We start from the raw sequence: 12,757 nt of genomic DNA on the forward strand, positions 1-12,757 counted from the left end.
ATGGCGAATGGAGATTTTCGCTGCCCTTGGACCACCAGAATTATGGCTGCTTGCCTATGTGATCGCGCTTGGCGCTGGCGTGATCAAGGGCGTTGTCGGTTTTGCAATGCCACTGATCCTCTTGTCGGGGCTCAGCAGTTTTGTTGCGCCGGATCTGGCGCTGGCGTGCCTGATCGTGCCGACGCTACTGACCAATGCATGGCAGGCATTGCGACAGGGGCCGGCAGAGGCACTGGCCTCGCTCAAGCGGTTTCGCCTTTTTCTCATCGTCGGTGGCGCGATGCTGCTGCTCAGCGCGCAACTGGTGCCGGTTCTGCCCGCGTCGGTGCTTTTGCTGATTATCTCGGTGCCCTTGGTGGCCTATGCGGGCGCCACGCTCGCCGGGCGCCCGCTGCGCTTGCCGCCGCGCCCCGGCCGCGCGGTCGAGGCAGGCATGGGCGGGGCTGCGGGTTTTATCGGTGGGCTGTCCGGCGTCTGGGGGCCGATCACCGTCGCGATGCTGACGGCGATGGAGACTGAAAAGCGCGAACAGGTGCGCGTGCAGGGCGTGATGTATGGCCTTGGCGCGCTGGCGCTGGCGGGGGCACATCTGGCATCGGGGGTGTTGAACGCGCAGACATTGCCCCTTTCTCTGGCGCTGGTGCCGCCCGCGCTTTTGGGGATATGGACCGGATTTCAGATACAGGACCGCATTGATCAGGCGCTTTTCAAACGGCTTACCTTGTGGATTTTGCTGATTGCGGGGCTGAACTTGCTGCGGCGCGCCATCGTATCGTTTTGAGGGCGCCAAGCGGGCGGCGTAAGCCCGGCACCTGTGATTTGAGGGCTGCGAATCGCTTGTGCGCCCGGCGGCCGAGATCCGGAAAAGCGTGCCTTGGTCATGGCTGGCGCCGTCCAGGATGATCCCGAAACGCGCCCGCCGCGCGCTATTTGACAGAATTCATGGCATAATCTGTTCTTTCTGTTTTTGTTTCACGGGTTTCCAACTATACTCGCTTAAAGCCGAAACAGGCATATAACGAACGACCGGGGGGACTGCGCCGATGATCCGATCGGAACTGATTCAAAAGATCGCCGATGATAATCCGCATCTTTATCAGCGGGATGTGGAGCGGATCGTGAACACCGTCTTCAACGAGATCACGGATGCCATGGCTGCGGGCAACCGCGTCGAGCTGCGTGGCTTTGGTGCGTTTTCCGTCAAGAAGCGCGATGCGCGCATCGGCCGGAACCCTCGCACCGGCGAATCCGTTCCCGTTGAAGAGAAACACGTGCCCTTTTTCAAGACCGGCAAGCTCTTGCGGGACCGCCTGAACGGAAAGTAAATAATGCGCTACATTCGCTACGCTTCGATCGCCATCTTCGCGCTGGCCCTGATCCTCATCGCCTTGGCCAACCGCGTCTATGTGCCCGTGCGCCTCGTCCCCGAGGAGCTGTCTGGCTTTACCGTGCTGAACCCCGGTCATGAAGTCCCGCTGTTCGTGGTGATCTTTGGCGGGATTCTCGCGGGCCTCGTCCTCGGCTTTATCTGGGAATGGATCCGCGAAGCTGGCGAGCGGGCGGCGGCGGCCCGCCAAGCGCGCGAGATGAAGCGCCTGCGGGCCGAAATCAAGCGCCTCAAGGCCGAAAAGCACGAAGGCAAGGACGAGGTGCTCGCCCTTTTGGACAACGACCGCTGATCGCCCCATGACAAAAGATATTCGGATCAAAATGTGCGGTTTGCGCACCGCTGCGGATGTGGCGACTGCCGCCGAGGTGGGCGCGAATTATGTGGGCTTCGTGTTTTTCCCGCGCTCTCCTCGCAATGTTTCATATACTGATGCCGCAGCGCTCGCGCTTGCCACGCCAGAGGGGATCGCGAAAGTCGCACTGATCGTCGATATGGACGATGCGGCCCTGGACGCCTTGGTGGCGGCGGTGCCCCTCGACATGCTGCAACTGCACGGCCATGAGACGCCCGAGCGGGTGGCTGAGATCAAGGCGCGCCACGGCCTGCCTGTGATGAAGGCCGTCGGCATCGCGGATGCGGAGGATCTGCCGCAGATCGACCGCTATTCAGGCGTTGCCGACCAGCTATTGGTGGACGCCAAGCCGCCCAAGGACGCGGTTCTGCCAGGCGGCAATGCGCTCGCCTTTGATTGGTCACTTATCGCGGGTCGCCGCTGGGCGCTTCCCTGGATGCTGGCGGGCGGGCTAACGCCCGAGAACGCGGCGCTCGGCGTTGCGCGGACAGGGGCGCGGCAACTGGATGTGAGTTCGGGGATCGAGAGCGCGCCGGGCATCAAGGATGCCGCCCGGATGCGCGCCTTCGCCGCAGCCGTCCGCAGCTGACGGGTTTTCGCTGGAAAAGCCCGCCCGCCTCCCATATCCAGTCGATACGCGTGCGTCAGGAAAGGCCCCACAGATGAATGACCTCTTCAACAGCTTCATGACCGGCCCCGACGAAAAGGGCCGCTTTGGCGATTTCGGTGGCCGTTTTGTCAGCGAGACATTGATGCCGCTCATCCTCGAGTTGGAAGAGCAGTATGAGCACGCCAAGACGGACGACAGCTTCTGGGCCGAGATGCACGATCTGTGGACCCATTACGTGGGCCGCCCCAGCCCGCTCTATTTTGCCGAGCGGATGACCGAGAACCTGGGCGGCGCCAAGATTTACCTCAAGCGTGACGAGCTGAACCACACCGGGGCGCACAAGATCAACAATGTGCTGGGCCAGATCATCCTCGCCCGCCGCATGGGCAAGACGCGCATCATTGCCGAAACAGGCGCCGGACAGCACGGGGTCGCGACGGCGACGGTTTGCGCCAAGTTCGGCTTGAAATGCGTTGTCTACATGGGCGCGCATGACGTTGAGCGGCAAAAGCCCAACGTGTTTCGCATGCGCCTTCTGGGCGCCGAGGTGGTGCCTGTCACCTCAGGGCGCGGCACGCTGAAGGATGCCATGAACGACGCGCTGCGCGACTGGGTGACCAATGTGCGCGATACATTCTATTGCATCGGCACGGTCGCCGGGCCGCATCCCTATCCGGCCATGGTCCGCGACTTCCAAAGCATCATCGGCAAGGAAGCCAAGGAGCAGATGCAGGCTGCCGAGGGGCGTCTGCCCGACACGATCATCGCCTCGATCGGCGGCGGCTCGAACGCGATGGGCCTCTTTTATCCGTTTCTCGACGACAAGGACGTGAACATCATCGGCGTCGAGGCTGGCGGGCGCGGCGTCAACGCCAAGATGGAGCATTGCGCATCGCTGACGGGCGGTCGCCCGGGCGTGCTGCACGGAAATCGCACCTATCTGCTCCAGGACGACGACGGACAGATCCTTGAAGGCTACTCGATCTCGGCGGGCCTCGACTATCCCGGCATCGGCCCCGAGCACAGCTGGCTGCACGATATCGGCCGCGCGAAATACGTGTCGATCACCGACAAGGAGGCGCTGGAAGCGTTCCAGTTCAGCTGCGCACTCGAAGGGATCATTCCCGCGCTCGAGCCCAGCCATGCCCTTGCGCATGTCATGAAGATCGCGCCCGAGCTGCCCAAGGATCACCTCATTATCATGAATATGTGCGGACGTGGCGACAAGGATATCTTTACGGTCGCACAGCACCTCGGCTTTGGCATGGAAGAAAAAGACTGATCCGCGCCGCAGCAAACGCTGTGCCTGCCAGCGCCGCCGGGATTTGAGTATTTTTGCCAAGATGAAGCCGGGCCTTAACCCGACATTAAGGTTAATGGGCGCATTGTGGGTTTGCGGTACAGGCTGGAGAGCCGATGGCCGTCCAAGGTGAAGCCCCGCCGTCCGTTCCGCCTGGCGAATGTCGGACGGCGGGGTAAGTCCCCTCATTCATCTTGGAAAAAAACTCGATCAACGGATGCTCAGGGGCGCGGCGTCAGCGCGTGGGCTGAGGCTCGTCCCCGCGATAATCGTAGAAGCCACGCCCCGCCTTGCGGCCCAGCCACCCCGCCTCGACGTATTTGGTCAGGAGCGGACAGGGGCGATACTTGGTATCGGCCAGCCCATCATGAAGAACGTTCATGATGGCGAGGCACGTGTCCAGCCCAATGAAATCAGCAAGCTCCAGCGGCCCCATAGGGTGGTTTGCGCCTAGTTTCATCGACTGATCGATCGAGCGCACGTTGCCGACGCCCTCGTAGAGCGTGTAGACGGCTTCGTTGATCATCGGCATCAGAATGCGATTGACGATAAAGCCGGGAAAGTCCTCTGCCGAGGCAGCGGTCTTGCCGAGGTTTTGCACGACCTTGAGGCAGGCGTCATAGGTTTCCTTGTCTGTGGCAATCCCGCGGATCAACTCGACAAGGCTCATCACCGGGACGGGGTTCATAAAGTGAAACCCCATGAATTTTTCCGGCCGGTCTGTCCGGCTGGCAAGGCGCGTGATCGAAATCGACGAGGTGTTCGAGGTCAGGATCGTATCGGGCTTCAGGTGTGGGACGAGGTCTTCAAAGATCGCCTGCTTGACCGTCTCGCGCTCGGTCGCGGCCTCGATGACGAGGTCGGTACGGCCCAGATCGGTCAGCGTGAGGGTCGTCCCGATTCGCTTCAGGGCACTGTCCATATCGGCTTGCGAGATCTTTTCGCGGCTAACCTGACGGTCGAGGTTGCGGCGCATTGTCTCCATCGCCGAGTCCAGCGCATCTTGGCTGACGTCCGTCAGCAGCACTTCGTAACCCGCCAGAGCCATGACATGCGCGATGCCGTTGCCCATCTGGCCTGCGCCCACGACGCCGATTGTCTGGATGTCCATCTAGCTGCCTCACATGCGGTTTTGCGCACAATAGGCCCTTGGGCAGGGGGGCCGCAAGGGGCGCGGAGGCGGCGCGTATCCCAGACAAATTTAAATGAATTAACGCTTTAGCAATTTATCAAGGGATTACGCCGATTCTCATTCTCGGGTGAACTTCTTGGTGGGAAAAATGGCTTATGAAAAACTGGGGGCAGCGCCTCTCGATTACATGCCGTGCCGCTATGGCGCGTCGAAACTCCTCTTTCGCGGACCTAGGCGGGATCTGGGCGGGCCCTATGTGGCCTTCCTTGGGGGCACTGAGACCTATGGCAAATTCATAAGGCGGCCCTTTCCTGCGCTGATCGAATCGCAACTGGGTGTGCCTTGCGTCAACTTCTGCTGGCCAAATGCCGGGCCCGATGTGCTGCTGCATGATAGCGCGATTGTCGCGGCTGCGTCGGGTGCGACTGTGGCCGTGTTGCAGGTTCCGGGGGCTCAAAACATGTCCAACCGGTACTTTACGGTCCATCCGCGCCGCAATGATCGTTTTGTTCAGGCGTCTGCGCTTTTGCGAGGGATCTATCCGGAGGTGGATTTTACCGAATTTCACTTCACTCGGCACATGCTGGGTATGCTGGAGCAGGTGGCACCGGATCGCTTTGCCGTTGTGCGGCGCGAGCTGCAATGTGCCTGGGTGGCACGGATGAAGCTGCTGCTGAGCCGGATCGAGGCGCCGGTGATCTTGCTGTGGATGGCGCCGCGCGCGCCGCAGGATTGCGCGGACGCGCCGGGGCTAGGGTGGGATCCGCCCTTTGTCACGCGGGCCATGTTGGCCGCTTTGACCGGCCCGCAGGTCACTTTTGTCGAGGTCGTTTATAGCTCTGCGGTGCGCACCGAGGGCACACGTGGGATGGCTTTTTCGCAGTTCGAGGCGAATGCCGCCGCCGAATTGCCTGGCCCTGCGGCCCATGACGAGGCGCGCGATGCCCTGCTGCCCCTTTTGATGGGCTATTTCGACAGATAAAAAAGACCCGCCCGCGCTATCTCGCGGGCGGGCCTTAACAACATGGCGCGAACAGGTGCTTCGCGATCAGCTCAGCTTGCTGGTCAGGTCGGGCACTGCTTCGAAGAGGTCCGCAACGAGGCCGTAGTCGGCCACCTGAAAGATCGGCGCCTCTTCGTCCTTGTTGATTGCCACGATGATCTTGCTGTCCTTCATGCCGGCGAGGTGCTGAATCGCGCCCGAAATGCCGACCGCGACATAGAGATTGGGGGCAACGACCTTACCGGTCTGGCCGACCTGCCAGTCGTTGGGCGCATAGCCCGAATCGACGGCTGCGCGGGATGCGCCGACAGCTGCGCCAAGTGCATCGGCCAGCTTTTCGATCATGGCAAAGTCTTCCTTGCTGCCGATCCCGCGGCCGCCCGAGACGACGACGCCCGCCGATGTCAGTTCGGGACGGTCCGAGGCTGCGACCTTGTCCTCGACCCATTCGGAAAGGCCGGGGTTTTCGCTTGCCGAGATCGTCTCGATCGGGGCCGATCCGCCGTCTTCTGCGGCATCGAACGTCGAGGTGCGGAAGCTGATGACCTTCTTGGCGTCGGTCGATTTGACGGTTTGGACAGCGTTACCCGCGTAGATCGGCCGCTCGAACGTGTCGGAGGAGACAATGCCAGAGACATCCGAGAGCACCATCACATCCAGCAGCGCGGCAACGCGGGGCAGGACGTTCTTGGCGTCTGTCGTGGCGGGGGCGACGATATGCTCGAAATCGCCTGCGAGAGAGACGATCAGCGCCGCTGTCGGCTCGGCGAGGCGATGGCCCAGGGAGGCATCCTCGGCGACAAGAACCTTGGTGATGCCCTTGATCTTGGAGGCCGCTTCGCCCGCGGCCGCAGCGGACGCACCGCAGCAGAGCGCGGTCACCTCGCCCAGCTGGGCGGCGGCGGTCACAGCCTTGGCGGTGGCGTCCATCGCCAGTTCGCCATCGGTCACTTCGGCAAGGAGAAGAACAGCCATTACACAGCCCCCGCTTCTTTGAGTTTCGCTACAAGCTCGTCCACGGAGCCCACCATTTCGCCAGCCTTGCGTGCCTCGGGCTCGGCCGTGCCCGTCACCTGCAAACGCGGGGTCACGTCAACGCCGTAATCGTCGGCAGTCTTCTCATCCAGCGGCTTTTTCTTGGCCTTCATGATGTTCGGCAAGGACGCATACCGCGGCTCGTTGAGGCGCAGATCGACGGTGATGATCGAGGGCATCGTGACCTTGATCGTTTGCAGGCCCCCATCGACTTCGCGCGTTACGATGGCATGATCCCCGTCGATGTCGAGTGCGCTTGCGAAGGTGCCCTGCGACCAGCCAAGGAGCGCCGACAGCATCTGGCCGGTGGCATTCATGTCGTTATCGATCGCCTGCTTGCCCGCGATGACGAGACCGGGCTTCTCTTCTTCGATGATCGCCTTGAGGATCTTGGCTACGGCGAGTGGCTCGATATCGGTGTTCACATCTTCGGACGCGACAACGAGGATGGCGCGGTCTGCACCCATGGCCAGCGCGGTGCGCAGTGTTTCCTGCGCCTGCTTGACGCCGATCGAGACGGCAATGACCTCATCGGCCTTGCCAGCTTCCTTGAGGCGGATCGCCTGCTCGACAGCGATTTCGTCGAACGGATTCATCGACATTTTGACGTTGGCAAGATCGACACCGCTTCCGTCCGCCTTTACGCGAACCTTGACGTTGTAGTCGATCACGCGTTTGACAGGCACGATCACCTTCATTGCATCATCTCCCTAACATTGGCGAGGCGCCTGTGATCGGCGCCTCGAATACACTTCTCCGCCCCGTTGATATAGAACCGGCGCTGGGGAAAACAGCGCAAAATCGTCGCGTTCTCACTCCAGTGCGGCAGGCAGGACCGATATCTGCGGCGCGCGTGTTTTCTTGCCGGATCTGGCCGGAATAGACGCCCCGGCGACAAGCTGCGCCTAGCGGTTCGCGCCCGGAACCCAGAGCACATCGTCCTTGCCGCTGTTGTTGGCCATGCGGCCCGCGACAAAGAACCAGTCGCTCAGACGGTTGAGATACATGGTGGCTGCCGGGTTGACTGTTTCGAGTGTTGCCAACTGGGTTGTCAGGCGCTCGGCGCGGCGGCTGACGGTGCGGCAAAGGTGCAGATATGCCGCCAAGGGGGCGCCGCCCGGCAGGATGAAGCTGCGCAGCGGCTCGAGCACGTCGTTCATCGCGTCAATCTCGGCCTCGAGACGGTCCACCTGGCTCTGCGCGATGCGCAGCGGCGGGTATTCGGCCTCATCGTCGTGTTCCATGCCGGGGCGGCAAAGATCCGCACCAAGGTCGAACAGATCGTTCTGGATGCGTGCCAGCGCCTCATCCGTCTCGCCAGTGGCATGAAGGCGGGCCATGCCGAGGGTAGCGTTCACCTCGTCGACGGTGCCATAGGCGGTGACCCGCGCCGAATGCTTTTCAACGCGGCTGCCATCGCCAAGGGCGGTGTCGCCCTTGTCGCCGGTGCGGGTGTAGATCTTGTTGAGAACGACCATGGTCACTGGCCTCCGAATTGCTTGTGAATGGTGACAAAGGCGAGGATGACAACCACGGCGGCAAATTGTGCGATGATGCGCCAGCGCATGAATTTATTGGCGCGCTTGCCGTTTTCGGCGCCTTCCTTGCCAAACGTGCTGATGCCGAGGGCCAGGATCACCGCCACGCCGATGCAGGCAGCGGCGACGAGCAAGAAGAGCGGGTCTTTGAGCATGAGAGCCTCCGGAGTTGCGTCTTGGGGCCGGATGTAGACCGGATGACGTCAAAGGCGAAGTGGAAATTCCGCCCAAGGGCGTTTCGGTCTGCTTGGATCTCACGCGCGCGATAGGATCCAGTCAAGCGCGCGCGTGGGCAGGATACGCCGGGCAACGCCCATCGCGTGGGTCGGCACGGTCACCGGATAGCGCACGCGCGGGCGGCGCGCCTCGACTGCGTGAATCAGCTTGCGGGTCACCGCCGATGGGGGCAACTCGAACGTGTCGGGACCGCTTGAGGTGTAGAGACGCTTTTGCAGGCCGGCGCGGTAATCGGCCTCGCGGGCGGAATTTTCCCAATCAATCCAGCGCTCGAAATGCGGGATCGAGTTTTGCCGGATGCGCGACGTGACGGGGCCGGGCTCGATCAGGCTGACCTTGATTCCGGTGCCGCGCAGCTCGATCCGCATCGTGTCGGTCAGGCCTTCGACGGCGAATTTCGTGGCGTTGTAAGCGCCGCGCCACGGCAGCGTCACAAGGCCCAGCACCGACGAGCATTGCACGATCCGCCCCGCGCCCTGATGACGCATCACCGGAATCACCCGGCGTGTCAGATCGTGCCAGCCAAAAAGGTTCGTCTCGAAAATCTCGCGCAGTGCGTCGGTGGGCAGATCCTCAACGAGGCCGGGGCAGGCGTAGGCACCGTTGTTGAAGAGCGCATCCAGCCGGCCGCCCGTCGCCTCCAGCACTTCGGCAAGGCCGCTGGTGATACTGGCCTCATCGGCATAGTCGATGCGCGGGCTTTCCAGCCCCTCGCCGCGCAGGCGGTCGCAATCGGCCTCTTGCCGGCAGGCCGCAAAGACCCTCCAGCCGCGCGCCGCCAGCCCATGTGCCGCGTCATAGCCAATACCCGATGAGCATCCGGTGATGAGAATTGAGCGCGCCGCGCCAGCTGTGCCGAGTGTCAATTCAGTTGGCCGCCGTGACCAGCCAATCGGCCATCCATCCGGTCTGTCCGGTATTCAGATCGCGCAGCTCCACCCAGGCGCCGCGCCGGTCGAGAACCTCGACATCGGTGCCGCGCGTCAGTTGATCGACGGCCTCGAAATCGGTTCCGGGGCCGCTGCGCATGTTGGCGCTGTCGCCCGCGACGCGGCGGATGTCGGCCACGTTGCGGGTCGAGACGACGGCCTGATCGATGGGCGTGTCCCGTACATCTGCCACCAGTGTTTCGGCACTGAACGCGCCGATGCCGTCAAGCGGGCGCTGCACCATGGCGCCCCCGCCATTCAAAGACTCCGACGCGGAGACGAAGGTGGTGCCTGCGCCGCCCAATTCATTCTTGGGAATACCCGAAAGGCCCGCAAGAACCACCGGCTCCTGCCGCTGGCCGCCTCTGATCTCGGTTTTTGTGGTCGGGGTCCTCTTGGGCTGGGCGTTGGCGGTTTGCGCCAACGGCAACTTGGGCTCCGCTGCCGGGACCGACGCGACTGCGGTGGGGGCGCTCATGTCCCTCGCCGGGGCAAAGAAGGATTTATCCTGCATTGCAACCTGAATCGATCCGGGCGCGGGGGCGTAATCGCCGCCGCCGCTGGCCTCATAGAACGCGAAGCCCATAAAGCCGAAACTGATCAGGATAAAACGCCACATAACCCGCAACCCCCATTGCAATCCACATCGACGCAGCAAGCTGTGCCTCTTGGGCGCATCACGTCGGAGCGAGAGCACCCTATCCGTCGGCAGACAGTCGCCGACGAGACGATTTACAGTTTACACGATTCGCCCCCAAGCCAGAATGGCAAAAGACGCGAGACGTGTGCGACAGGCGCTTTACGTGCATGGGCGCCACGGCTATCACCGCGAATATGAGCGATGATGTAAAAGATCCGGGCCCGCCTTCTGGTGCAACGCCCCCCGAATTATCCGAGACGCTGCGGCGTGCCTTGGGTGAGCGCTATCTTACCTATGCGCTCAGCACGATCATGCACCGTGCGCTGCCCGATGCGCGTGACGGGCTGAAACCCGTTCACCGCCGTATCCTATATGCAATGCGCGAGTTGCGATTAAGTTCCACCGGGGGCTTCCGAAAGTCGGCCAAGATCAGCGGCGACGTGATGGGTAACTACCATCCGCACGGCGACGCCGCGATCTATGACGCCATGGCGCGCCTCGCCCAGGATTTCGCCGTGCGTTATCCGCTGGTCGACGGGCAGGGCAATTTCGGCAATATCGACGGCGATAACCCCGCCGCCGCGCGCTATACCGAAGCGCGCATGACGGCCGCTGCCGAGGCGCTGCTGGATGGTCTGAGCGAGAATGCGGTCGATTATCGTGACAATTACGACGGCACCCTGACCGAGCCGGTCGTGCTGCCTGCAAGCTTTCCCAACCTCTTGGCCAATGGCTCAAGCGGCATCGCGGTGGGCATGGCGACGAATATCCCGCCCCATAACATCGCCGAGCTGATCGACGCCTGCCTGCACCTCATCAAGGTGCCGGATGCGCGCGACGACACGCTGCTGAACTATGTGCCCGGCCCCGATTTTCCCACCGGTGGCGTCATCGTCGAGCCACCCGAGAGCATCGCACAGGCCTATCGCACAGGGCGCGGCAGCTTTCGCTTGCGTTGCAAATGGGAGGTCGAGGATCTGGGGCGCGGGCAGTGGCAGATCGTCGTCACCGAGATCCCCTATCAGGTGCAGAAATCCAAGCTGATCGAAAAGATCGCCGAGGTGATCCAGACCAAGAAAATCCCGATCCTTGCCGATGTGCGCGACGAGAGCGCCGATGACGTGCGCCTCGTCCTCGAACCGCGCAGCAAGAATGTCGCGCCCGAGATGCTGATGGGCATGATGTATCGCAACTCTGACCTTGAAGTCAGATTTTCGTTGAACATGAACGTCTTGATCGACGGAGTTACACCAAAGGTCTGCTCGATGAAGGAGGTGCTGCGCGCGTTCCTCGACTTCCGCCGCGAGGTGCTGCAACGCCGCTCGGTCTACCGGATGGAAAAGATCGACCATCGCCTCGAAGTGCTTGAGGGGCTGATCGTCGCCTTCCTCAACCTCGACCGCGTGATCGACATCATCCGCTATGACGACGCGCCGAAGGCGGCGCTGATGCGCGAAGATTGGGGGCGCGAGTTCGTCCGCGCCACGAGCGAGGCCGATTATGTGCCCCCGGCGCCTAGCGGCGAGGACGGGCTGACCGACCTGCAGGCAGAGTCGATCCTGAACATGCGCCTGCGCAGCTTGCGGCGGCTTGAGGAAATCGAGCTGCTGAAAGAGCAAGGCGCCCTGTTGGAAGAGCGCGCAACGCTGGAGGATCTGCTGGAGCATCCAGAACTGCAATGGGATGCCATCGCAGACCAGCTGCGCGAAGTGAAGAAGACCTTCGGTAAAAGCTCCAAGGACGGCGCGCGCCGCACGCAATTCGCCGAGGCTGGCGAGGTCGAGGAGGTGCCGCTGGAGGCGATGATCGACCGCGAGCCGATCACGGTGGTTTGCAGTCAGATGGGCTGGATCCGCACCATGACGGGGCACATCGACCTTGGCCGGGAGCTGAAGTTCAAGGATGGCGATGGGCCGCGCTTCTTGTTCCACGCCGAGACGACGGACCGCCTTCTGGTGTTCGCCAGCAACGGCCGGTTTTACACCGTTCCTGCCGCCAGTCTGCCCGGTGGGCGTGGCATGGGCGAGCCGCTGCGTCTGATGGTGGACCTGCCCAACGAGGCCGAGATCGTCGATATCCTCATCCACCAGCCGGGCCGCAAGCTGCTGATCGCCTCTTCGGCAGGCGACGGGTTTATCGTGCCTGAAGACGAGGTTCTGGCCCAGACGCGCGGCGGCAAACAGGTGCTGAACGTGCGCGCCCCGGCGCGTGCGGTGGTGTGCAAGCCGGTGCACGGCGATCATGTCGCTGTCGTTGGCGAAAACCGCAAAGTGTTGGTTTTTGATATGTCCGAACTGCCAAAAATGGGGAGAGGTAAGGGCGTAAGGTTGCAAAAGTACAAGGATGGTGGCTTGAGCGATGCCACGACATTCAGCCGTGAGGCGGGGCTGAGTTGGCTTGACCCGGCCGGTCGCACGCGCACTGAAACGGCCTTGGACGAGTGGACGGGCAAGCGCGCAGGCAGCGGCCGCATGGCGCCGCGTGGATTTCCGAGAAACAACAAGTTCACCTGAGCTTTCAGGTGCAATTGTCTGATATCGTGTCGAATTAGTGGGCTCTGTAATAATTTGGGACATTGATGCGATGCCTCC

General features: G+C 62.2%; 14 protein-coding genes. 7 read left to right on the forward strand and 7 right to left on the reverse strand.

The annotated features are described in order from the left end of the window. The first annotated feature begins 7 nt into the window (after positions 1-7). From V8352_RS03915 to trpB, 5 genes are all read left to right on the forward strand, one after another. Positions 8-781, forward strand: coding sequence for a sulfite exporter TauE/SafE family protein (locus tag V8352_RS03915; RefSeq protein WP_336422950.1), 774 nt, complete (start codon positions 8-10; stop codon positions 779-781). A 262-nt stretch (positions 782-1,043) separates the two neighbouring features. After that, complete coding sequence (ihfB, locus tag V8352_RS03920; protein ID WP_336422951.1) at positions 1,044-1,325, forward strand: integration host factor subunit beta; 282 nt, start codon at positions 1,044-1,046, stop codon at positions 1,323-1,325. Between the two features lie 3 nt (positions 1,326-1,328). Then, on the forward strand, positions 1,329-1,679 hold the full coding sequence (locus tag V8352_RS03925; RefSeq protein ID WP_336422952.1) for a lipopolysaccharide assembly protein LapA domain-containing protein: 351 nt from the start codon (positions 1,329-1,331) through the stop codon (positions 1,677-1,679). 7 nt (positions 1,680-1,686) lie between these two features. Continuing rightward, on the forward strand, positions 1,687-2,331 hold the full coding sequence (locus V8352_RS03930; protein WP_336422953.1) for a phosphoribosylanthranilate isomerase: 645 nt from the start codon (positions 1,687-1,689) through the stop codon (positions 2,329-2,331). A gap of 73 nt (positions 2,332-2,404) precedes the next feature. Then, the gene (gene trpB, locus V8352_RS03935) at positions 2,405-3,634 is read left to right on the forward strand and encodes a tryptophan synthase subunit beta (RefSeq protein ID WP_336422954.1); all 1,230 of its coding nucleotides are present in this window, start codon (positions 2,405-2,407) and stop codon (positions 3,632-3,634) included. A 253-nt stretch (positions 3,635-3,887) separates the two neighbouring features. On the opposite strand, the gene V8352_RS03940 is transcribed toward trpB, so the two are convergent. Continuing rightward, complete coding sequence (locus tag V8352_RS03940) at positions 3,888-4,763, reverse strand: 3-hydroxybutyryl-CoA dehydrogenase (protein ID WP_336422955.1); 876 nt, start codon at positions 4,761-4,763, stop codon at positions 3,888-3,890. Positions 4,764-4,932: 169 nt separating this feature from the next. Here V8352_RS03940 and V8352_RS03945 point away from each other — a divergent pair, with 169 nt between their 5' ends. Further along, positions 4,933-5,766 carry a DUF6473 family protein gene (locus V8352_RS03945; protein WP_336422956.1) on the forward strand — a complete coding sequence of 278 codons (834 nt, stop codon included), beginning with the start codon at positions 4,933-4,935 and terminating at the stop codon, positions 5,764-5,766. 66 nt (positions 5,767-5,832) lie between these two features. Here the strand turns inward: V8352_RS03945 and V8352_RS03950 are convergent, their stop codons facing one another. The 6 genes from V8352_RS03950 to V8352_RS03975 all read right to left on the reverse strand — a co-directional run bounded on the left by V8352_RS03950 (position 5,833) and on the right by V8352_RS03975 (position 10,145). Next, positions 5,833-6,762 (reverse strand): electron transfer flavoprotein subunit alpha/FixB family protein, encoded by a 930-nt coding sequence (locus tag V8352_RS03950; protein WP_336422957.1) that lies wholly within the window; start codon positions 6,760-6,762, stop codon positions 5,833-5,835. Further along, on the reverse strand, positions 6,762-7,520 hold the full coding sequence (locus V8352_RS03955) for an electron transfer flavoprotein subunit beta/FixA family protein (protein ID WP_336422958.1): 759 nt from the start codon (positions 7,518-7,520) through the stop codon (positions 6,762-6,764). Before V8352_RS03955 ends, V8352_RS03950 begins: the two co-directional genes overlap by 1 nt. Before the next feature lie 207 nt (positions 7,521-7,727). After that, positions 7,728-8,300, reverse strand: coding sequence for a cob(I)yrinic acid a,c-diamide adenosyltransferase (locus V8352_RS03960; protein ID WP_336422959.1), 573 nt, complete (start codon positions 8,298-8,300; stop codon positions 7,728-7,730). A gap of 2 nt (positions 8,301-8,302) precedes the next feature. Then, a complete protein-coding gene (locus V8352_RS03965) occupies positions 8,303-8,515 on the reverse strand; it encodes a twin transmembrane helix small protein (protein ID WP_336422960.1) in 213 nt (70 codons plus the stop codon). Positions 8,516-8,614: 99 nt separating this feature from the next. Then, positions 8,615-9,463: an SDR family oxidoreductase gene (locus V8352_RS03970; protein WP_336422961.1), complete on the reverse strand. Its 849-nt coding sequence runs from the start codon at positions 9,461-9,463 to the stop codon at positions 8,615-8,617. Between the two features lies 1 nt (position 9,464). After that, positions 9,465-10,145, reverse strand: a complete 681-nt coding sequence (locus tag V8352_RS03975; RefSeq protein WP_336422962.1) for an SH3 domain-containing protein — start codon at positions 10,143-10,145, stop codon at positions 9,465-9,467. Positions 10,146-10,360: 215 nt separating this feature from the next. On the opposite strand from V8352_RS03975, the gene V8352_RS03980 reads away from it, so the two are divergent. Further along, positions 10,361-12,679, forward strand: coding sequence for a DNA topoisomerase IV subunit A (locus V8352_RS03980; protein ID WP_336422963.1), 2,319 nt, complete (start codon positions 10,361-10,363; stop codon positions 12,677-12,679). Positions 12,680-12,757: the final 78 nt, after the last annotated feature.

Source organism: Roseovarius sp. D0-M9, from assembly GCF_037083805.1.
Classification (GTDB): domain Bacteria; phylum Pseudomonadota; class Alphaproteobacteria; order Rhodobacterales; family Rhodobacteraceae; genus Roseovarius.

Bases quoted from the DNA above. Each gene is read 5' to 3' on its own strand.
- V8352_RS03915 (WP_336422950.1), top strand. From the start codon at position 8: ATGGAGATTTTCGCTGCCCTTGGACCACCAGAATTATGGCTGCTTGCC.
- ihfB (WP_336422951.1), top strand. From the start codon at position 1,044: ATGATCCGATCGGAACTGATTCAAAAGATCGCCGATGATAATCCGCAT.
- V8352_RS03925 (WP_336422952.1), top strand. From the start codon at position 1,329: ATGCGCTACATTCGCTACGCTTCGATCGCCATCTTCGCGCTGGCCCTG.
- V8352_RS03930 (WP_336422953.1), top strand. From the start codon at position 1,687: ATGACAAAAGATATTCGGATCAAAATGTGCGGTTTGCGCACCGCTGCG.
- trpB (WP_336422954.1), top strand. From the start codon at position 2,405: ATGAATGACCTCTTCAACAGCTTCATGACCGGCCCCGACGAAAAGGGC.
- V8352_RS03940 (WP_336422955.1), bottom strand. From the start codon at position 4,763: ATGGACATCCAGACAATCGGCGTCGTGGGCGCAGGCCAGATGGGCAAC.
- V8352_RS03945 (WP_336422956.1), top strand. From the start codon at position 4,933: ATGGCTTATGAAAAACTGGGGGCAGCGCCTCTCGATTACATGCCGTGC.
- V8352_RS03950 (WP_336422957.1), bottom strand. From the start codon at position 6,762: ATGGCTGTTCTTCTCCTTGCCGAAGTGACCGATGGCGAACTGGCGATG.
- V8352_RS03955 (WP_336422958.1), bottom strand. From the start codon at position 7,520: ATGAAGGTGATCGTGCCTGTCAAACGCGTGATCGACTACAACGTCAAG.
- V8352_RS03960 (WP_336422959.1), bottom strand. From the start codon at position 8,300: ATGGTCGTTCTCAACAAGATCTACACCCGCACCGGCGACAAGGGCGAC.
- V8352_RS03965 (WP_336422960.1), bottom strand. From the start codon at position 8,515: ATGCTCAAAGACCCGCTCTTCTTGCTCGTCGCCGCTGCCTGCATCGGC.
- V8352_RS03975 (WP_336422962.1), bottom strand. From the start codon at position 10,145: ATGTGGCGTTTTATCCTGATCAGTTTCGGCTTTATGGGCTTCGCGTTC.
- V8352_RS03980 (WP_336422963.1), top strand. From the start codon at position 10,361: ATGAGCGATGATGTAAAAGATCCGGGCCCGCCTTCTGGTGCAACGCCC.